The organism is Bacillota bacterium, assembly GCA_040754315.1.
Classification (GTDB): domain Bacteria; phylum Bacillota; class Sulfobacillia; order DUSP01; family JBFMCS01; genus JBFMCS01.
In genome coordinates, this window is sequence record JBFMCS010000027.1 from 12288 (window position 1) to 30955 (window position 18668).

At 58.5% G+C, this 18668-nt stretch carries 17 protein-coding genes; 16 read left to right on the top strand and 1 reads right to left on the bottom strand.

The annotated features are described in order from the left end of the window. Positions 1 to 27: 27 nt before the first annotated feature. The 12 genes from fliS (at position 28) to AB1576_05355 (ending at position 12549) form a co-directional block, all read left to right on the top strand. Complete coding sequence (fliS, locus tag AB1576_05300; GenBank protein MEW6081185.1) at positions 28 to 396, top strand: flagellar export chaperone FliS; 369 nt, start codon at positions 28 to 30, stop codon at positions 394 to 396. Further along, positions 393 to 734, top strand: coding sequence for a hypothetical protein (locus AB1576_05305; protein MEW6081186.1), 342 nt, complete (start codon positions 393 to 395; stop codon positions 732 to 734). Before fliS ends, AB1576_05305 begins: the two co-directional genes overlap by 4 nt. A gap of 751 nt (positions 735 to 1485) precedes the next feature. Further along, the gene (locus AB1576_05310) at positions 1486 to 1686 is read left to right on the top strand and encodes a cold shock domain-containing protein (protein MEW6081187.1); all 201 of its coding nucleotides are present in this window, start codon (positions 1486 to 1488) and stop codon (positions 1684 to 1686) included. Between the two features lie 177 nt (positions 1687 to 1863). Continuing rightward, positions 1864 to 2388, top strand: coding sequence for a ribosome-associated translation inhibitor RaiA (raiA, locus tag AB1576_05315; GenBank protein MEW6081188.1), 525 nt, complete (start codon positions 1864 to 1866; stop codon positions 2386 to 2388). 60 nt (positions 2389 to 2448) lie between these two features. Next, a complete protein-coding gene (locus tag AB1576_05320) occupies positions 2449 to 3564 on the top strand; it encodes a hypothetical protein (protein ID MEW6081189.1) in 1116 nt (371 codons plus the stop codon). 84 nt (positions 3565 to 3648) lie between these two features. After that, complete coding sequence (locus AB1576_05325) at positions 3649 to 4284, top strand: hypothetical protein (GenBank protein MEW6081190.1); 636 nt, start codon at positions 3649 to 3651, stop codon at positions 4282 to 4284. Between the two features lie 245 nt (positions 4285 to 4529). Then, positions 4530 to 5813, top strand: a complete 1284-nt coding sequence (locus tag AB1576_05330) for an HD domain-containing phosphohydrolase (protein MEW6081191.1) — start codon at positions 4530 to 4532, stop codon at positions 5811 to 5813. Then, positions 5807 to 7162, top strand: a complete 1356-nt coding sequence (locus tag AB1576_05335) for an HD-GYP domain-containing protein (protein MEW6081192.1) — start codon at positions 5807 to 5809, stop codon at positions 7160 to 7162. The genes AB1576_05330 and AB1576_05335 overlap by 7 nt, the downstream gene beginning before the upstream one ends. Next, on the top strand, positions 7068 to 7718 hold the full coding sequence (locus AB1576_05340) for a DUF5317 domain-containing protein (protein MEW6081193.1): 651 nt from the start codon (positions 7068 to 7070) through the stop codon (positions 7716 to 7718). The genes AB1576_05335 and AB1576_05340 overlap by 95 nt, the downstream gene beginning before the upstream one ends. Before the next feature lie 350 nt (positions 7719 to 8068). Next, positions 8069 to 9256, top strand: coding sequence for a CoA transferase (locus AB1576_05345; GenBank protein MEW6081194.1), 1188 nt, complete (start codon positions 8069 to 8071; stop codon positions 9254 to 9256). 46 nt (positions 9257 to 9302) lie between these two features. After that, positions 9303 to 10628 carry an aminotransferase class III-fold pyridoxal phosphate-dependent enzyme gene (locus AB1576_05350; GenBank protein MEW6081195.1) on the top strand — a complete coding sequence of 442 codons (1326 nt, stop codon included), beginning with the start codon at positions 9303 to 9305 and terminating at the stop codon, positions 10626 to 10628. Positions 10629 to 10686: 58 nt separating this feature from the next. Continuing rightward, positions 10687 to 12549 (top strand): aldehyde ferredoxin oxidoreductase family protein, encoded by a 1863-nt coding sequence (locus AB1576_05355; protein MEW6081196.1) that lies wholly within the window; start codon positions 10687 to 10689, stop codon positions 12547 to 12549. 466 nt (positions 12550 to 13015) lie between these two features. Here the strand turns inward: AB1576_05355 and mobB are convergent, their stop codons facing one another. Then, positions 13016 to 13534 (bottom strand): molybdopterin-guanine dinucleotide biosynthesis protein B, encoded by a 519-nt coding sequence (mobB, locus tag AB1576_05360; protein MEW6081197.1) that lies wholly within the window; start codon positions 13532 to 13534, stop codon positions 13016 to 13018. Between the two features lie 379 nt (positions 13535 to 13913). Here mobB and AB1576_05365 point away from each other — a divergent pair, with 379 nt between their 5' ends. From AB1576_05365 to AB1576_05380, 4 genes are all read left to right on the top strand, one after another. Further along, positions 13914 to 15599, top strand: coding sequence for a PucR family transcriptional regulator ligand-binding domain-containing protein (locus AB1576_05365; GenBank protein MEW6081198.1), 1686 nt, complete (start codon positions 13914 to 13916; stop codon positions 15597 to 15599). Between the two features lie 185 nt (positions 15600 to 15784). Further along, a complete protein-coding gene (argF, locus tag AB1576_05370; GenBank protein ID MEW6081199.1) occupies positions 15785 to 16723 on the top strand; it encodes an ornithine carbamoyltransferase in 939 nt (312 codons plus the stop codon). Between the two features lie 8 nt (positions 16724 to 16731). Next, positions 16732 to 17670, top strand: coding sequence for a carbamate kinase (arcC, locus tag AB1576_05375; GenBank protein ID MEW6081200.1), 939 nt, complete (start codon positions 16732 to 16734; stop codon positions 17668 to 17670). Positions 17671 to 17795: 125 nt separating this feature from the next. Next, positions 17796 to 18644: an arginine deiminase family protein gene (locus tag AB1576_05380; protein MEW6081201.1), complete on the top strand. Its 849-nt coding sequence runs from the start codon at positions 17796 to 17798 to the stop codon at positions 18642 to 18644. Positions 18645 to 18668: the final 24 nt, after the last annotated feature.

Here is an 18668-nt window from a genome sequence, read left to right on the forward strand (position 1 = left end):
CAACCGGAAGGAGGAACTTCTGGCATGATGCAGGCTTGTGGGGCCTACCGCAATACACAGGTGAGGACCGCGAGGCCCGAGACCTTAGTTACCTTGCTATACAGCGCTTGTATAAGGTTCATGCGGACTGGCCGGGAGGCCCTGGAACAGGGTCGGCACGAGGAGGCTGGACGCATGCTGATAAGGGCCCAGGACATTGTTGTGGAACTCCGGGCCTCCCTCAACGCGGAAGCAGGTGAGATTGCCGGGAACCTCTCTTCCCTCTACGAGTACGTCCAGGACAGGCTCGTGACGGCCAACATCAAGAAGAATGCTGGCCCTGTGGATGCTGCCCTCCGGGTAATGGAGGGGATTTGTGAAGCCTGGATTGAGGCGTTAAGGGTGGCACCAAAGTGAAGGCCAGCATTGCAGCCTCACGGCTCTTCGAGGAGCTTTTGGAGGTAGTAGGAGAAGAGAACCGTGCTGCCAGGGAGGACCTGGAACATCTGGAGGTTGTCGTCTCCAGGAGAGAGGAAGCCTTCCTGCGCCTGCAGGCGTACCTAGAGGCAGGTGGGCCTCTTGAAGAGAAGGACTGGGCAGCGCTCAAGGTAATCAGGCAGATTGACAATGATACTCATGAGTTGATCGGCCAAGCCATGAAGGGGGTACACAAGGAACTCCACAACCTGAGATCCGCCAAGGGCTACCTGAACTACCAGAGCGCCCGAGCCACTTGTATCGATGAGCAGGGATAACCCGGCACGTCCCACCTTCCGTGGGCTATGGCTCCGGGGCTACAGGGTTCGACCGCCGGCGCCCATCTTCTGCCACATTCTTCCCGTCCACAAGTTTATCCCCAACACCAAACCCCAATATTGCAGGTTATCAACAGAGTTATCCACACTATCCACAGAAATAGAACCTCAGATCGCCTCGTGGGCTTACACTAATTCCCAGTAAAGGCGGCGTCCCGGGCACTCCCTGTCGAAATGCCCCGGAGGGGTATACGACAGTTCTGTGAGCAAATCGCAGGGATTTCGTCTTCAAGATGGTCTCTGTGAGGGGTTAGTCTTTCGATTTCAGATGTGTTTTCCAGGGCGCTCACCTCCTGATAGAAGTGACCGCTGCCAGAAGCATAACGAGAGATGACTATCAAGTTAGGTCAGCATAGGTGACAATTTGGCCGGTTATGCAGGCCAAGAGCAATGGGCAAAGAGTTCAGGTAGCGACCACCTTCGGCTAGATCGGTAAAGAACTCATCCAGGTAGGACTGCAAGTGTGTCTTGTAAGTACAACTACAGGCCCTGCCCAGAGGGAAGACCTCCTGAAAAAGATTGATAGCCATCTAACGAGAAGGCAGCTCCGTCAAGAAATCCTCTAAATCCACAATGGTGTCGTGCACCCGCTCCCGGAGTAATAGTTTGACTTGCTTCCCTCCCTATGCTATATTGTGTTTACAGCGGCGCCAAGCGCTGCGGCAACATCTCTTGGGAGGAATGCTTAAGAATGCTAGGCACGGTCAAGTGGTTCAACGCAGAGAAGGGCTATGGCTTTATCGAGAGAGAGGACGGCGGGGACGTGTTCGTTCACTATACGGCTATTCAAGGAGACGGCTTCAAAACCCTCAACCAGGGTGAGCGGGTGGAGTTCGACATTGTTGAAGGAGCTAGAGGACCTCAGGCTGCCAACGTGACAAGACTGGGTTAGCATAGAGTCGAGTGGCCAGCCCCGGCACTTTGTGCCGGGGTTTTTGCTGGGTGAAACCAATAGGCGTGTAAGAAAGCGCCCCTGCCATGAGGCGTCCCCGCTCACGTTGAGACGGAAGGGATTCCTGCCCATCCAGGGAATACTATACAGTGAGTTGGGACGAAGGGAGATGAGGCTGTGCATATCGCCGTCAGGGGGAAGAACGTGGAGGTCACGGATGCCCTCAAGGAATACGTGGAGAAGAAGGTAGGAAAGATCGAGAAGTACTTCAACTCCCCCCTCTCAGCCCAAGTCACTCTTGGCATAGAAAGGGGCCGGCATATCGTGGAGGTCACCGTGCCCGTTGACAGCATGCTGCTCAGGGGCGAGGAAGACGCCACAGACATGTACGCCTCAGTTGATCTCGTGGTTGAGAAGATTGAAAGGCAAATCAGAAAGTACAAGACGCGGCTGAACCGGAAGCTCCGCTACACGATGGCCCGGGAGCCCGCAGGGGTGCAGCCTGAGCTGGAGGAAGAAGAAACCCGGATCGTTAAGGTGAAGAAGGTTCCTGTAAAGCCCATGTCTCCCGAAGAGGCCGTAATGCAGATGAACCTTATCGGGCACGACTTCTACGTCTTTGCCAACGGCGAGACCGGGGATGTCAACGTGGTGTACAAGCGCAAGGACGGCAACTACGGGTTGATTGAGCCAAATCACTGAGGGTGCCTGCGCCTGGCGGGGTGAAGTACCCCGCCAAGTCTTTTTCTGGGGGCCAGTTCCATGAGCTGCAGGGTGAGCCTTGTTATCTTCGAAGGCGGCAAGACCGGTGACCCCCTGGTGAAGGACATGATGGCCGTCCGGAAACAGGTTGTCCTAGACAGCATTGAAAAGGTCTCTTCCGTCCCGCAGATCCACGAGGTAGTGGTGGCAACCAACTTCGAAGACCTAGCGCTGGAGGTACGGGCGATGGGTGCCACCGTGGAACTCACTGGGACCTCCGGATTCCATTTCGGCCAGAGGCTAAGGGATGTAATCACCAGGCATGGGATGGAAGCAGTCATCTACATGGGTGGTGCCTCAGCTCCCCTCATCAGTGCCGACGACCTCAAGCAAGTGGCTGCGGGACTAAGTGAGGGGCGTAGTGTTGTCTACTCCAACAACCTGCAGTCGGCGGACATCATTGCATTCAGACCTGCCAGCGCCATTCAGGACATTGATCCTCCAGGTGCGGACAATCTCCTGGGGTGGCTTCTTCGCGAGGCTGGCTTGGAGTTGAAGGCCCTGCCTGGCAGTGCGCGCTTTCACTTCGACATTGATACCCCAACAGATCTGGTGATCCTGTCGTTGCAGCCGGATACAGGGCCACGGGCCAAGCGGGAGCTGGAGCGGCTCAACTGGCCTCCAGACCGCGTTGCCCGCGCCAGGGACAGGTTATCCATTCCCATGAGCGAGATAGTGCTCATCGGCCGTGTCGGCCCAAGAATCGTGACCTTTATCAACGACCACTTCCAGTGCAGGTTGAGAGTGTTCTCCGAGGAACGAGGCATGAAGGCCCTTGGCCGGGATACCAGAGGGGAAGTTGTATCCCTCTTGGGACTATTCTTGGATGAGCATGGCCCGGAGGAGCTCTTTCGCTATATTGGACGGATAGGACACGCGGCCTTCATTGATTCCAGGGTTATGATGGCCCACGGCGGTAGGACTGTCAGCGATCATGACCGGTATAACTCTGACCTGGGACGCTCGGCATTGATAGCTGACCCCCGCGTGAGATCATTCACCGAGGCTGCCATGGGATGCCCAATACCCGTGGTTCTTGGGGGCCACTCTGTGGTGAATGGAGGCCTGAGGCTCCTGGCAGAGAACCTTTTAGAGGGCTCCCCATGTCCGGCGTAGTATTTTGTCATGTCGAAGAAGGAAATCCCTTCCTCCCCATAGAAAACACCCTCCATATGACATCATGGAAGGGCGGCCATATCTTTGAGAGGGTGCAGCCCTGGAGCGCTAAGGAACCTAGTGCGCCGGGTGAGGGGAGTAGTGGAGGCAAGGGTTGTCAGGGATGAGCATGGTGCTGGGGAAGTCTGCGTTATCTCTGTCCCTACGCGCAGCCAGAGCCTGGTCATCCGAGACGTAGAGACCGCCCTCATGAATTGTGTCGACGACATCTCCTGCTGGACCGTGAATGTGGTCCAAATAGACGAGAACCTGCTCAGTTACATCCGGACTCCGCGGGCGCGATTGCTCGGGGTTGGATCCTCCGTCGACGGCCTTATTGAAGAGAGTCATGTCAAGCTCGAGTACTGTGGCAAGGTCTCCGAGGGCAGAGCGCACACGGTGGCAACTCGTGAAAGCCTGTGGCGGAGCATGGCTGAGGCGGTTGTGAAGGCGCTTTCAGGGTATCTCCCTGCCCCGGGCATCACCTTCAGGGTGGAGGACATCAAGAGGGTCCGCCTGGGGCGAACGGAAGTAGTAATCGTGTGTCTCCTGTGCTCCTGTCCTGGCGAGGGGTGGATCCTGAGTGGGTCTTGCCCCGTGGGATGTGACTTGAGGGAGGCGGTAGCCAAGGCGACACTTGATGCCGCGAACAGGCAATTCATCCGGCTCACTCAGTGGTAGGATTCACAATACAGCGGAGAGTATTGCAATCCCTTTGGACCGGCGATCTTCATGTTGCGTCGAGCGGAGCCCGGCTATCCTGGTAGCGAGAAGGGTAGAGGCGCTTGACGGAGGCGTATCATGAAAAAGGTCCTCAAAGCTATCATGGCCCTGGTAGCGCTGGTCCTTACCGGTGGGGCTTTTGTACAGGTAGGCTGGTAATGAGTGGATCGCCGGTCCAGAACACCTTAGAGGGGTCCAAGGGTATGGAGAAACCGGGCAAGGCCGCGCTCGTTTACACTTGGTCCATCACGGGGATCGGTTTTGTCTTCCTTTTGGCCCTCTTGCCAGGCCTGTTTCGCGCACCCCTTCTGGACTTGGCCTTCTTCCTGTGCCTCATGCTCCTGGCGGAAACACTTCCCGTTGCTCTTCCCAGGGGAGACGGCACAGTCTCCGTGAGCTTCGCCTTGTCCTACGCGGGGATGATCCTCTATGGTCCGGCCATTGCCGCATGGTTAACCGCCTTGGGAACAATACGATTGCATGATCTGAAAGGAAGGGTGCCGCTGCCGGCTGTGCTGTTCAACAGGGCCATGCTCGGCCTGGTGGCGGGTCTCTCCGCCTACGTCTATCTCCTCATGGGAGCTCAGCCCGGGATGCCCAGGTTCCCCGGGGACATCGTGGCCCTGGCGGTATGTGCCATAGCCTATACCCTCATCAACCTGGGGCTCACCGCCCCGTTCCTGGCGCTCCAGCGCGGAAGCAGCACCTGGGGGGTATTCATCACAAACCTCCGGTGGCTGGTCCCCAACCTAGTGTCCCTGGCCCCCATCGGGCTACTCCTCGCCATCCTCTACGTTAGGCATGGGGTGTTCTCCGTAGCCTTCTTCTTCGGGCCGCTCCTGGTGGCCCGGTACTCGTTTCAGCGATACATCACCGTCCGGGATACCTATCTTGAGACCATAAAGGCCTTGGTGCTAGCCCTGGAGACAAAGGACCACTACACCAAGGGACACTCCGAAAGGGTATCCCAGTATTCCTTGGCCATCGGCAAGGAGATGGGCCTTGGAGAGGACCAGCTGGAGCTCCTGCAGTACGTGGGTATCCTGCATGACATGGGCAAGATCGGCATCCGAGACGCCGTATTGAAGAAACCCGGGATATTCACGGCGGGCGAGTACGGGGAGATGCAAAGACACCCGGCCATTGGCGGGGAGATCATCAAGGAAATCAAGATGCTGGGCCAGAGCGCCTCGTGGGTGCGTTATCACCATGAGCGCTTTGACGGAACGGGGTTCCCCGAGGGACTCAAGGGCGAGAGCATTCCCCTGGGCGCCCGCATCATCTCAGTGGCTGATGCCTATGACGCAATAACCTCGGACAGGCCCTACAAGAAGGCGCTGTCACGACAAGAGGCCAAAGAGGAGATCCTCCGCTCATCTGGGTCGCAGTTTGACCCAGCGGTGGTGGAGGCCTTTATCAGGAGCCTTGATAAGCAGGCCCACGCGAGCACAGGCCCTAGCAGGGGGGCAGTGGATACTCCATGTTGAGCGGTTTCTCCACGGGCTTTCGCCTCTACGTATCTGCCGCAGGCTTGGCGGCCGCGCTTTCCCTGGTGGCGGCTTCCGCAGGGATCGATCCCACTCACTGGCCGCACCTTCTGTTCTTCTGCCTGATGCTGGTCATAGCTGAGGTAGTGCCCCTCGGTGACAACACAAGGGGCAGCGTCAATTTCGGTCCTTCTGTGGATATAGCAGGCATAATGCTCTTCGGGCCCGGCGCGGCCGGTTGGGTTTGCCTGGTGGGCAGGGCGGCAGCCGCCTTTGTGCTGAAAGAGTCTACGGCCAACCCCTATCCCAAGGAGGTATCCTTCTACAAGATATCCCACGTGATCCTAGCCATTCGGGCTTCGGGGGCTGCGTACATCGCGTGCCAAGGGGGATTCGTTCTTGAGGGAGGCACCATAAGCATCCTAGCGGTGGCGGCAATGACTCTTGCCTACTTCGCCACGCTCGGGTTTCTTAGTGCAGTTGCCTACAGCATACGATATCGCTCGGGTCTTGCCCTGTTCCGTGAGAAAGCCCGCCTCATCCAGGTCGCGGTGAGTGTACCAGGGGCCCTAATCTTCGGCCTCACCTACCACCACATGCAGGTGGGTCTCTCCGGCGTCCTGCTGTTCCTGCTATTCCTGCTTCTCGTGTCCTATTCCTCACGGCTCTTCGTGGACATGAAGGCCATCTACTGGGGAACCGTTCGGGCCCTCATGACGTCCGTGGAAGGCAAGGCCCCTCACAGTGTGGGCCACGGTGACAGCGTGGCGCTTTATGCTGTGGCAACGGCAAGAAAGATGAATATGCCCGAGAATGAAGTAGCGAAGCTGCACTGGGCCGGGTTTCTTCACGACATAGGGCTGGTGGGCATCCACGAGCTCATACTCCAGAAGGAAGGACCATTGAGTGTTGAAGAGTTCGAGGCCGTGATGGAGCACCCGGAGAAGGCCTACGACATGCTGAGAGAGGTGCCTTTCCTCGGGGGAATGGCTGAGTCCATCCGGTACCACCATGAGCGGTACGATGGGAGGGGGTACCCGCACGGGATAGCGGGAAGCCAGATACCCATCTCCGCCCGGATTCTAGCCGTGGCCGACGTGTACGATGCCCTAGTATCGCCCCGGTCATACCGCTGGGCTTTCCCCCCTGAAGACGCCAGGCGCGAGGTAGAGAGGCTCTCAGGGTCCGCGTTCGACCCAAAGGTAATAAGAAGTTTCCTCAGGGTATTGGATGACGAAGCGAGGTGGGGAAGACTTGTTTTTCATCGTCATTATAGCCTCGATTCTGACAGCTCTTCTAGGGGGAGGGCGACTGTCATCCCTCGCAAGCCTGCCCCTACGGCGGACTAGCCTCGTATTCCTGGCCTTCGGCATGCAGGTTGCCCTGAGGCCAGCCGCCAGGCTGCTGGTCTTGGCAGACTGGCTCGTGGCTTCAATCTATGTAGCATCCTACATAGCCCTTATCCTGGCACTCCTATTCAACTTCCACATCAGCGGTGTTCCCGTGATGCTCGCCGGCACCTTAATGAACTTCCTGGCTATCATCGCTAACGGAGGCAGGATGCCGGTTTCCGAATCGGCCCTCCTTGGGGCGGGGCTTGAGGACCAAGTGGAACCGCTAAGAAGCGGGGCCCTCGCCACCCACACCCTAGTTGAAGAGGGAACCCGCCTGACCTTCCTTGCAGACATCTACCATGTCAGGGCACCATACCTGCCACCCATCTGCTTCAGCCTGGGCGATGGCCTCATGGCCATCGGCGTCTTCGTTGCATTCTACCTGGGCATGACCAGGTTATCCCGGCAGCAGCGAAGGGGGGGTCTCCCCGGCGCACCGCTGAGGTCTGGTAGGAAGAGGAGGGGACACCCAGCGGACTGGCGTGGCGGGAGATGGGGAGCCAGGCGCTGAAGATGCCAATAGAATTGCCGTGTTGGGCTTGAACTCCTGAGCCCAGGGAGTGAACGAATGGCCGCCTCACTGTGGTTCCTTTCCAAAGCCGCCTTCACGCTGGAACCTGTGGCCACCACCTGCTGTAGCCAACCGTAACAGGCATTTCTTCTCGGTGAATACCCCCAGACCCCCTGGCACGGGCTGGCGCGATACTCGCCGTCACTGGCAGTGGAATTCGCAGTGTCCCTCTGGATTGCCCAGAAGGACGCGAGAGGTCCGGCAGCGAAAGAAGACATGTGTAGCCCGGAGGTGTGAAGGCTTTGGCACACTCGAGGGAACACCAGTCTTCCACAGGAGGGGAGGTTGGGATGAAACCGCTGGAGAACACCAGAGTACTGGACCTCACCAGGGTCCTGGCGGGGCCCTATTGCACCATGATCCTGGCGGACCTGGGGGCCCACGTCATCAAGGTCGAGATGCCTGGCTCGGGGGATGATACTCGCCAGTGGGGGCCGCCTTTCCAGAATGGCGAAAGCGCATACTTCCTCAGCATCAACCGGAACAAGAAGAGCCTGGCACTGAACCTCAAGCGCCCGAGGGGAAGAGAGGTCTTCCTTAAACTCCTGGATAGTAGTGATGTACTGGTAGAGAACTTCAGACCTGGCACTATGGAGAGCCTAGGACTGGGCTACGAGACGCTCAGGGCGAGTAATCCAGGCCTGGTCTATTGTTCCATATCGGGGTTTGGCCAGACAGGTCCCTACAGCCAGCGCCCCGGATATGACCTCCTGATGCAGGGAATGGGCGGGTTGATGAGCATCACCGGGGAAGAGGGAGGACCCCCCTTGAAGGTGGGCATAGCCATCACAGACATTGGAGCCGGCATGTGGGGTGCCCTAGGGATTATGGCTGCCTTGAATCACCGGGAGAGGACTGGCCAGGGCCAGTTGGTGGATGTGGCGCTCCTAGACGGGGTGGTATCTTGGCTTACCTTCATGGCCGGCATCTACTTCGCAACAGGCCAGAACCCGCCCAAGCTGGGCTCGGCGCACCCTACGATTGTTCCGTACCAGGCTTTCCAGTGCAGTGACGGTCGCTGGATCGTGGTAGCTGTGGGCAACGACAACCTGTGGCTGCAATTTCTCACCGTGATCCGTGATGAGGCTATCGCCAGTGATCCCAGGTTTGCCCGGAACCAAGGCAGGGTGGAGAACAGGAAGGAACTAGTGGAAAGGCTTCAGAGGGCCTTCCTGCAGAGGGATGCAGCCTACTGGCTTTCCGCCCTGGAGGCCGCAGGGGTTCCTGTGGGACCCATCAACACACTGGAAGACGTATTCCGGGATCCGCAGGTTCTTGCCAGGGATATGCTGGCGGAGATGGACCATCCATTGGTGGGCAGGCTCAATACGCTGGGGGTGCCGGTAAAGCTCTCCCTGACCCCCGGGTCCCTGGATACCCCCCCTCCCTTGCTGGGGGAACACACCAGGGAGATCCTCATGGGTCTTGGCTATTCCCCCGAGGAAGTGGAGGAGATACAAGGAGAAGCCACAGTCTAACCCGGTTCCTTGTTGACGGAGAAGAAGCCCGTGAGGGGGGAGTAACGTGGATCGTATAGCGGAGTTGGAGAGGCAATATGTGCTGAGGTCCTGGTCTGTTCAGTCCAAAAACACCTACACAAACGTTGTAGGGGGCAAGGGGGCCTTCTTCTGGGACGACCAGGGCAAGAAGTACCTGGATTTCTCGGCCCAGCTGGTGAACGCCAATGTTGGCCACCAGGACCCTAGGGTAATCGAAGCCATCAAGGAACAGGCTGACAAGATGTGTTACGTCGCGCCCTTTTACGCTTCGGAGCCCAGGGCCAGGCTGGCTCAGGAGGTCATTGAGGTTTGCCCGCCTAGCATGGGGAAGGTCTTTTTTACCCTGGGTGGAGCCGAGTCTAATGAGAACGCCATAAAGATAGCCCGCATGTACACGGGAAAAATGAAGGTCATAAGCAGGTACCGCTCCTACCATGGTGCCACCTATGGTGCCATCACGCTCACTGGTGACCCTAGGAGGCCCCCGGTGGAGCCGGGTATCCCAGGCGTTCTCAAGGTGTTCGACCACTATTGTTACCGGTGTTCATTTGGCCTGAGATATCCCTCCTGCGATGTACGGTGTGCGGAGAGTATCCGGGAGGTTATCCAGTACGAGAACCCCGACACGGTGGCCGCAGTGACGGTGGAGACGGTCACGGGAACCAACGGCATCTTCGTGCCGCCCCCAGAGTACTTGCCCAGGCTACGGGAGATATGTGACGAGTTTAGCGTTCTCCTCATCTGTGATGAGGTGATGTCAGGCTTCGGCCGTACCGGGGAATGGTTCGCGGTAGACCACTGGAAAATCCAGCCCGACATGATGACTATGGCCAAAGGGCTCACATCTGGCTACGTTCCCCTTGGGGCTGTGGTTGTCTCCAAGGACATCGCCAAGGGCTTTGAGGATCGCATGTTCTGGTGTGGGCTGACCTACAGTGGCCATAGCCTGGCCTGTGCCGCAGGCTTGGGCAACATGAGGGCCTATAGGGAAGACGGCATGATAGGCAACGCCAAGAGACTCGGAAACGTCATGGACCAAGAGCTGGCGGCCATCATGGACAGGCACCCCAGCGTGGGGGATATCCGGAACATAGGGCTGTTTGGCGCCATCGAGCTGGTAAAGGACCGGGAGACCCGCGAGCCCTTGGCTCCCTGGAACGGGCCCGATCCCGGGGTGATGGGGGCCATCAACAAGTTCTTGCTTGAGAGGGGCGTGTACACATACCTCCGCTGGAACCTGCTGTTCCTTACGCCTCCCCTGTGCATCACTGAATCCGAGCTGGTAGAGGGTCTCGCAATAGTGGACGAAAGCCTGAGGATAGCGGACGAGTTCGCCGCAAAGAAGGGGTAGATGCCCAAGGGGGGCTGGTTTCCCCAGCCCCCCCTAGAACACCACGGGAGTGAGCCACATGCCCTACGGGTACAATTCAAGGTTCCTCAGGATGGACTTGGGCACCGGAGAGGTGAGCACTCAAACCTACACTGAGGAACTGGCCAGGAAGTATCTCGGAGGCAGCGGGATAATCACCAGGATCCTCTGGGATGAGGTAGACCTTCACGCCGACCCGCTGGGACCCGAGAATCCCCTGGCCTTCATGACGGGTCTCCTTACCGGAACACCGGTTCCCACCGCCTGCAAGGGCTCGGTAGTGGCCAGGTCCCCTCTTACTGGACTATGGTCTGAGTCCACCGTTGGTGGTTACTGGCCAGCCAGGCTCAAGGGGACAGGCTATGATGGAATCTTGTTCACAGGCGAAGCGCCCAAACCAGTCTATGTCTACCTGGACCGGGACAGGACCGAGGTGTTGCCCGCTGGGGACCTCTGGGGCCTGGATACTTACGAGGTGGCGGAGAGGCTCAGGGAAATCCATGGGGACAAGTGCCAGGTGGCGGCCATTGGACCAGCTGGGGAGAACCTGGTGAAGATCGCCTCGATCATGATGGGTGGGCATGATGGGCGTGCCGCCGGGCGCACGGGAATGGGGGCCGTAATGGGCTCCAAACGGCTCAAAGCTATCGTGGCCGGGGAAGGTGCCCGCCCAGGCGTGGCGGACCTTAAAGCCCTTCAGGCCAAGAACAAGGAGGTTCTGGAGGTCCTCAAGGTAGCCGCCAAGGGATTGCACGACTTTGGCACGGCCGGGGGCGTCAAGGCAGTTGAGGCCTTCGGGGACCTGCCCATCAAGAACTGGATGGAGGGCTCGTGGACTGAGGGTGCCGAGAAGATCTGTGGGCAGACCATTGACAAGACCGTCCTTGAAGGGCACTATGCGTGTTTTTCCTGTCCCATTCGCTGTGGCAAGATTGTGCGACTTAGAACCGGGCCCCACCAGGGCGATACTGCTCACGGCCCGGAATATGAGACCTGCGCCGGCCTGGGCTCAATGGTACTAAACGATGACCTCGATGTGCTGTGCGCCGGGAATGACCTGTGCAACCGCCTAGGTCTTGACACCATATCCGCATCGGCTGTCATTGCCCTGGCCATGGAGGCCTACGACAAGGGCCTCATATCCCGAGAGGACGCTGGCATGGAGGTTCTCTGGGGAGATCCTGGCGCCATACTGGGTCTGCTCCAGCAGGTAGCCTATCGCCAGGGGCTCGGGGAGGTCCTGTCGGGAGGGGTCAAGAGCGCATCCGAGCAACTGGGCAAGAACACTGCGGAAATGGCGGTTCACCAGAAAGGACTGGAGTATGCCTACCACGACCCCAGGGCTTTCACAAGTATGTCCGTGAACTACTCCACAGCCAACCGGGGGGCGTGCCACCTGGAGGGCCTAACATACTTCGTGGAGAACAAGGCCTTTCCCGGCAGCATAATCGGGCTTGCCGATGAGTGGGATCCCCACTCGTCCGAAGGCAAGGCCAAGTTGGCCGTGTCGATGCAGGATTTCCTGTCAGTCTTCAATCCCCTGGGGATATGCAAGTTTCTTATGAGGGGAAAGACAGGTCCAGATACCCTGGCGCATTGGGTAAACTCGGCGCTGGGTTGGGAGGTGGATGCGGCTGGCCTCATTGAGACAGGGGAGAGGCTATTCAACATGCACCGGGCTATCAATACCAGGATGGGGATAAGCCGGAAGGACGACGTGCCTCCGCCACGCCTTATCTCCCACGCCAGGAGAACGGGCGGGGCCGCGGGGAGCCTTCCCCATGCCGGTAAGTTGCTCAATGAATACTATGACCTGCGCGGTTGGGACGAAGAGGGTATACCCACTGAGGATAAGCTTCTGGGGCTGGGCCTGGAATGCATGTTGCCTCCGACACCCTGGTAATTGCCGGGAAACTAAGGGGGCCCCAGCGTGGGGCCCCCTCGGTAGTAAGCCCGGCACATTCAGCCATTTTGAGTGTCGTGGCGGTGCGACGCCTGGCTGCCAAACCCTCGAGCGAGTCAAGGCTCGCCTTGTTGACATACTCCCACGAATTATGGTCGTAACTGGACACAACAGCACTTCCATGGAGCTAGTCAATGGATCCCACCGGCTGAACCTGAGCAGCCTGCTGGACGAGGCGGTAAAACAGCTTGCCCCGACCAACCCCCGGAAAGGTTACTGTGTGTATCAAGGGGACCAATAAACAAAAGCCCTATCTCTCCCTATGGGCAGACCCAGGGCGTATCAGCCTACTCTCTACGTACCGGCAACTTCGTCAACCTTGCCAAACCGCCCGGTGCGGACCCGCACGCCGGGTGGTGTGGAGGGGCGGGGGGGTTAGCCGGCCCCTCCTCCCCGATCAGGCAAGTCACCCACTCCCGGCCAGCAAGAACTTCTTTTCAATGACATCGGCAAGGGAGGCCGCATCATCCCGGTTGATGTAGGGCGGTGCCCCCATTATCGTTTCGCCGTTTCCTACCTGTGCCACCATGTTGTCTCCTGGCCCGTACAAGGGCGACGGGTCACGGAGGCCGAGCACCTCCACCTTGGGCTTGTCACCGCTCTTATACCCCTCGGTGAGAATGATATCGACCTCACCCAGCAGTGTCGCCACGTCATCCAGGGGCATCTCTGACTCAAGCCGCCGGATCACTGCCACCTTTGCGTGGGAGGAGATGGCTACAGAGACTGCTCCAGCCCTGGCATGTTTCCAGGTGTCCTTGCCAGGCTGGTCAACCTCAAAACCATGAACGTCGTGCTTGATGGTGCCTACACGATAGCCCCTGCCAGCCAATTCAGGGATGAGGCGCTCAAGGAGGGTGGTCTTGCCGCTCTTGGAGCGGCCTACCACGGAGATAATGGGTATCAAGTTATCACCTCTGGTCATGAGCATTCTCCAACTGACCTATATTCCATCACCGTTTCGCCTTTCCTGCGGGCCAGGCATCCTGTGCCTGCGAACCTCACCGTTCATCCAGGCCAGCCCAATGGCAGTGGAGTTCTCCGCCTCGGGTTGGGTGGCAAGAGGAGCCCGAACCTGTCCACTTCCTCCAGGAACAGGGTTATGCCCAGGAGGAAGGGCCTTAGTCAACCGCAAAGGTATGGCAGTACCGCCCAGGTTCTCCTTCAACAAAAGAGGCTGGATGCCACTAATCCCCTGCCTGACCAGAGCAGGACTTGCCCCTAAGCCTGGCGAAAACCTGGGCGCATCCCATGTGACAAGGGGTGATAGAACAGACCGGTCAAGATGCGGGGGGGGGGGCCCCATGAAGATTTCCGTGAGTGAGGCCTTGGCGTTGAAGCCCTTCAGGCAGGCCCGGGTGCTCGCTGGGTCAGGGGGATTGGAGCGGAAGATCGGCTCCGTCACCGTAATGGACACCCCTGATATAGCACGCTGGCTGAAGGGCAACGAGATGCTCTTGTGCAACCTGTTTGTCCTCAAGGATGACCCCAAGGCCCAGGTAGGACTCATCAGCGACCTTGCGGCGAAGGACGTGGCCTGCCTTGCGCTGAAGCTCAAGCGTTTTGTGGACAACGTCCCTAAAGAGATGCTGGACCTCGCGGATGAGCTGGACCTCCCCATAATCGAGATGCCAGGGGACATCGCGTGGATAGAGGTAATAACGCCTGTGTTTGGAGAGATCCTCAACCGGCAGGCGATGGCACTGGAGAGATCCGTGGAGATCCACAAGAGATTTACCACCATTGCATTGAAGGGTGATGGGGTCCAGGCCATTGCCTCCAGCCTATCCCAACTCATCCAGCACCCCGTGACCATAGTGGATGGGAGTTTCCAGGTGCTTTGCCACGTACCCTTTGGAGCGTCTTGTGAGACCCCCCCTATATCCGAGGTCCTTAAGGTCTTTGAGGAAGCCCCCCTGGTGCTGACCATCCACGGTTGCAGGTGCCGCCAGATCCCGCTTTTCCAGCTGGGCGTAACATGCCTGTGCTGTGACGCAATGGCGGGCGATGAGAGCCATGCCTCAGTCCTGCTCTGGTTACCTGGGGGCGATACCCTTACAGAAGATGACAACGTTGCCTTGGAGCAGGCCCTCACGGTGACAGCCCTGGAGATGATGAAGACACAGGCTGTGTCCGAGGTGGCCTTGAGGTTCCAGCGGAACTTCCTATTTGACCTGCTCACCGGTACGGCAGAGTCCAGGGAGACAGTACTGGCCATGGCGGGATCCTTCGGCTGGCAGTTGGACAAACCCCACTTTGCCGTGGCGATCAAGCGGTATGGCCACCGGTTGTCGCTAGGCGAGCCTGGCGCCGAGGCCCCCCGGAGTCTTCTCCCGAGCGCCAGGAGGGCGCTGGCCCTGGAGGGACTTCGCCAGGACTGCATAGTGATGGACCTCCGGGACATCATCGTGGTCTTGATGCCCAGCCAGGATCACAAGTTCAAGAACAGCAGGGACTTCCTGCCCCTCGGGAAGAGGATCGCGGAGCGCCTGGCGAGGGAGGCTGGAGAGGAGGGTGTGTGCATGGGGGTCGGCAGGGTCTGCCAGGATGTGATGGATCTGAACAGGTCCTACTCCGAGGCCAGGAGGGCTCTTTCCCTGGGACAACACGTCTGGGGCAGGGGCGCAGTCACCCACCACGACGACCTTGGCACATACCGTGTCCTGTCGTCAGTCTCGGAGGATCCTGAGGCCCTTGCCTTCTACAGGGAGACACTGGGGCCTGTGGTGCAGTACGACAGGAGGAATGGCGCCAACTTGCTGGGGACCCTCGAAACCTTTTTCTTGCTCCAGGAGGACGTTGTCGAGGTTGCCAGGTCCCTCTTCGTACATCCAAACACCGTCCGGTATCGATTAAAGAGAGTGTGCGAATTGACGGGAGTTTCACTACACAGTTCCGAGGGGCGGTTAAACCTGCAGGTTGCTCTGAAGATCCACCACATGATGCAGGGGAAGAATGCCGGGCTCCTCCCGGACGAGCACCTTATCTAGAGCATGCCAAACCGTCCGGAGTGAACAACTGGGCATAGCGGATCCTCACCGGGCCGCTAGTAGGTCATTGGAGGCTTGGACAGCAAAATTGAGCGTTTTTCGTACATGACTACAAAGGAGATCGCCCTGGCCGAACTGAAGACAGTGTAGAAAGAATAGTTAAAACGCGATTGGAGGTCGGATCGATGAGAGACAGGTTCAGAGGAAGAGACTTCCTCACTCTAATGGACTTCACCAAGGAAGAGATCACCTACATACTGGATACGGCGGCTGACCTCAAGAGGCAGTGGACTCGCAGGGAGCCTCACGAGCTTCTCCGGGGCCGGACCATTGCCATGGTGTTTGAGAAGAAGTCCACTCGGACCCGGGTGTCGTTCCAGGCTGCAGTGGCCCACCTGGGTGCCCAGAGCTTCTATATGAGGCCTGACGAAATGCAGCTGGGCAGGGGTGAACCCATAAAGGATACCGCCCGCACCCTGGACCGTTACTGCGATGCCCTCGTAATGAGGACGTTCGGGCAGGAGATCGTAGAGGAATTCGCTAAGTACATGAAGACGCCGGTGATAAACGCTCTCACCGATCTTACCCATCCCTGCCAGGGCCTGGCGGATCTCCTCACCATCAGGGAGAAGAAGGGGCGCCTTGAGAACCTCAAGTGGGCCTTTACCGGGGATGTGTGGAACGTCATGTACACCAGCATGATATGCGCCGGCACCTTCGGTATGCAGATATATGCTGCCTTCCCCAAGAAGTACGAGCCCAACCCCAGGATACTGCAGGTTGCCAGGGAAAGGGCCGCTGTCACCGGGGCGAAGATCGTGCTTACCGATGACTTGGACGAGGCTGTGCGAGATGCGGACGTTGTCTACGCCAATACATGGCATAGCATGGGCGGCCCTGAGCAAAACAAGGAGCAGCGGATCAAGGACTTCGCCGGCTTCCAGATCAACGAGGAGGTAATGGCCAAGGCGAAGCCTGACGCCATATTCATGCACTGTCTCCCGGGCTACCGGGGCGAAGAGATGACTGACGGCGTGGTCGAAAGCCCGCAATCAGTCGTGTTTGACCAGGCGGAGAACCGCATGCACACGGAGAAGGCCGTCCTGGCCCTGTTCGTTCCGTAGGCGAGCCCATGAACCCAAAGACGATTGTCATTGCGCTAGGCGGGAACGCTGTGCTCCAGCCCGGCCAGAAGGGCACAGCGGAAGAGCAGATGGAAAACGTCCGGAAGACTGCCGTGAGCACGGTCCGGATGATCCAGGCTGGTCACAGGGTAGTGATTACTCACGGCAACGGCCCCCAGGTCGGCAACATTCTCATACAGAACGAGGAGGCCAAGGAGAGGGTCCCACCCATGCCGCTGGATGTGTGCGGGGCCAAGAGCCAGGGCAAGATCGGCTATATGGTGCAGCAGGCCCTGGCCAACGAGATCAGTTCCAAGGGGCTTGACATGCCCGTTGCGACCCTGGTCACCCAGGTTCTGGTAGATGCGGAGGACCCCGCGTTCTCCAATCCCACCAAGCCCATCGGGCCCTTCTACACCCAGGACAGGGCTGAGGCCCTGATGAAGAGCGGTATGATGCTTAAGGAGGATGCGGGGCGAGGCTGGCGGCGAGTTGTTCCATCCCCGGATCCCAAGGCAATCTGTGAGGTCGGCATCATAAAGAGACTCGTAGATTCCGGGGTAGTGTTGATTGCGTGCGGTGGTGGAGGGATTCCAGTTGTCCGGGAGAATGGGACCCTCCGAGGCGTTGAGGCTGTGATAGACAAGGACCTGGCCGGAGAGAGGCTTGCCCACGCCGTGGGTGCCCAGGTATTCCTGGTCCTTACCGATGTGGAGAGGGTGTCCATCAACTACAGGACGCCCCAGGAGAAGCCCCTGAGCACGCTGAACGTCGAGGAGGCCGGCCGCTACCTCAAGGAGGGCCACTTCGGTTCCGGCAGCATGGAACCCAAGGTAAGAGCCGCCATGAGGTTTGTTGCCAACGGTGGGGAGCGGGCGATAATAACCTCCCTCTTCAATGCGGAGGAGGCTCTCCAGGGCCTGACGGGTACCTGCGTAACGAGGTAGGGCCAAGAACACAGGAAGGGGGTGAGCCCCTAGCCACACCCGATCTAACGAGAAGGGCAGGACAACGGCACAGGGTCCCGGCCTACAGCATCTATAGCTGCACGGGACGAAAGGAGATGGATGTCATGGGCTACAGGGACAACGAGTATGGGCGGCTCAGGAAGGTCCTCTTGTGCAAGCCAACCTATTTCGAGTGGGAGCCCATCAACGAAGTGGCCAAGAAGAACATCCTGGAAAGGAAGTTCGACCACAAGAAAGCCTTGGAAGAGCATGAGGAATTGGCCAGCGCCCTGAGGTCTGCGGGCGTCGAGGTGCTGTACATCGAACCCAGCAAACCGCATCACTACATGGTCTACTCCAGGGATTTTGGGAAGGGTCTAGACGGCGGGGTCCTGATGGGCAGGTTCAGGATGCCCGTGCGCATGGGGGAGGACGACCTCTACGAAACATACCTGCGGCAAAAGGATGTACCCGTGCTTGGACAGGTGGCTTGCGGTTCCCTTGAGGGCGGTGACATTCACTTCCTGGACAGCAACACCCTGGCCATTGGCGTTGGCGCCAGGAGTTCAATGGAAGGAGTCAATTCCATCAAGGAGCTCCTGGAGCCCAAAGGCATTGAGGTTCTCCCGGTGGATTTCGAGTACAGGTACCTCCACCTCGACCTCCTCTTTGTGGTCTTGGCCGAGAAGGTGTGCCTGCTATGCAAGGAGGGCCTGCCCGGCGAGTTCTTGAGGTTACTAGAGCAAAAGCACTTCGAAATGATCGAGGTCTCCGCCAGCGAGGCAATGGAGCTGAAGAACAACGTCCTGTCCATTGATGGAAAGACCATACTCTCGTTCAAGGAAAACGAGGACGTCAACAAGAAACTCAGGGCTCACGGCTTCGAAGTCCTGGATCCAAGCTTGGAGATGTTCACCCGTGGGGGCGGAGCTCCGAGGTGCCTCACCTTCCCGTTAGAAAGAGACGCTGTATAACAGTCAATGGAAAACCCTAAGGAA

Excerpts from the sequence above, each read along its gene's own strand:
- AB1576_05330 (MEW6081191.1), top strand. The coding sequence starts at position 4,530 with ATGGAGAAACCGGGCAAGGCCGCGCTCGTTTACACTTGGTCCATCACG.
- AB1576_05335 (MEW6081192.1), top strand. The coding sequence starts at position 5,807 with ATGTTGAGCGGTTTCTCCACGGGCTTTCGCCTCTACGTATCTGCCGCA.
- AB1576_05345 (MEW6081194.1), top strand. The coding sequence starts at position 8,069 with ATGAAACCGCTGGAGAACACCAGAGTACTGGACCTCACCAGGGTCCTG.
- AB1576_05365 (MEW6081198.1), top strand. The coding sequence starts at position 13,914 with ATGAAGATTTCCGTGAGTGAGGCCTTGGCGTTGAAGCCCTTCAGGCAG.
- AB1576_05355 (MEW6081196.1), top strand. The coding sequence starts at position 10,687 with ATGCCCTACGGGTACAATTCAAGGTTCCTCAGGATGGACTTGGGCACC.
- arcC (MEW6081200.1), top strand. The coding sequence starts at position 16,732 with ATGAACCCAAAGACGATTGTCATTGCGCTAGGCGGGAACGCTGTGCTC.
- AB1576_05310 (MEW6081187.1), top strand. The coding sequence starts at position 1,486 with ATGCTAGGCACGGTCAAGTGGTTCAACGCAGAGAAGGGCTATGGCTTT.
- AB1576_05320 (MEW6081189.1), top strand. The coding sequence starts at position 2,449 with ATGAGCTGCAGGGTGAGCCTTGTTATCTTCGAAGGCGGCAAGACCGGT.
- argF (MEW6081199.1), top strand. The coding sequence starts at position 15,785 with ATGAGAGACAGGTTCAGAGGAAGAGACTTCCTCACTCTAATGGACTTC.
- AB1576_05380 (MEW6081201.1), top strand. The coding sequence starts at position 17,796 with ATGGGCTACAGGGACAACGAGTATGGGCGGCTCAGGAAGGTCCTCTTG.
- mobB (MEW6081197.1), bottom strand. The coding sequence starts at position 13,534 with ATGACCAGAGGTGATAACTTGATACCCATTATCTCCGTGGTAGGCCGC.
- fliS (MEW6081185.1), top strand. The coding sequence starts at position 28 with ATGCAGGCTTGTGGGGCCTACCGCAATACACAGGTGAGGACCGCGAGG.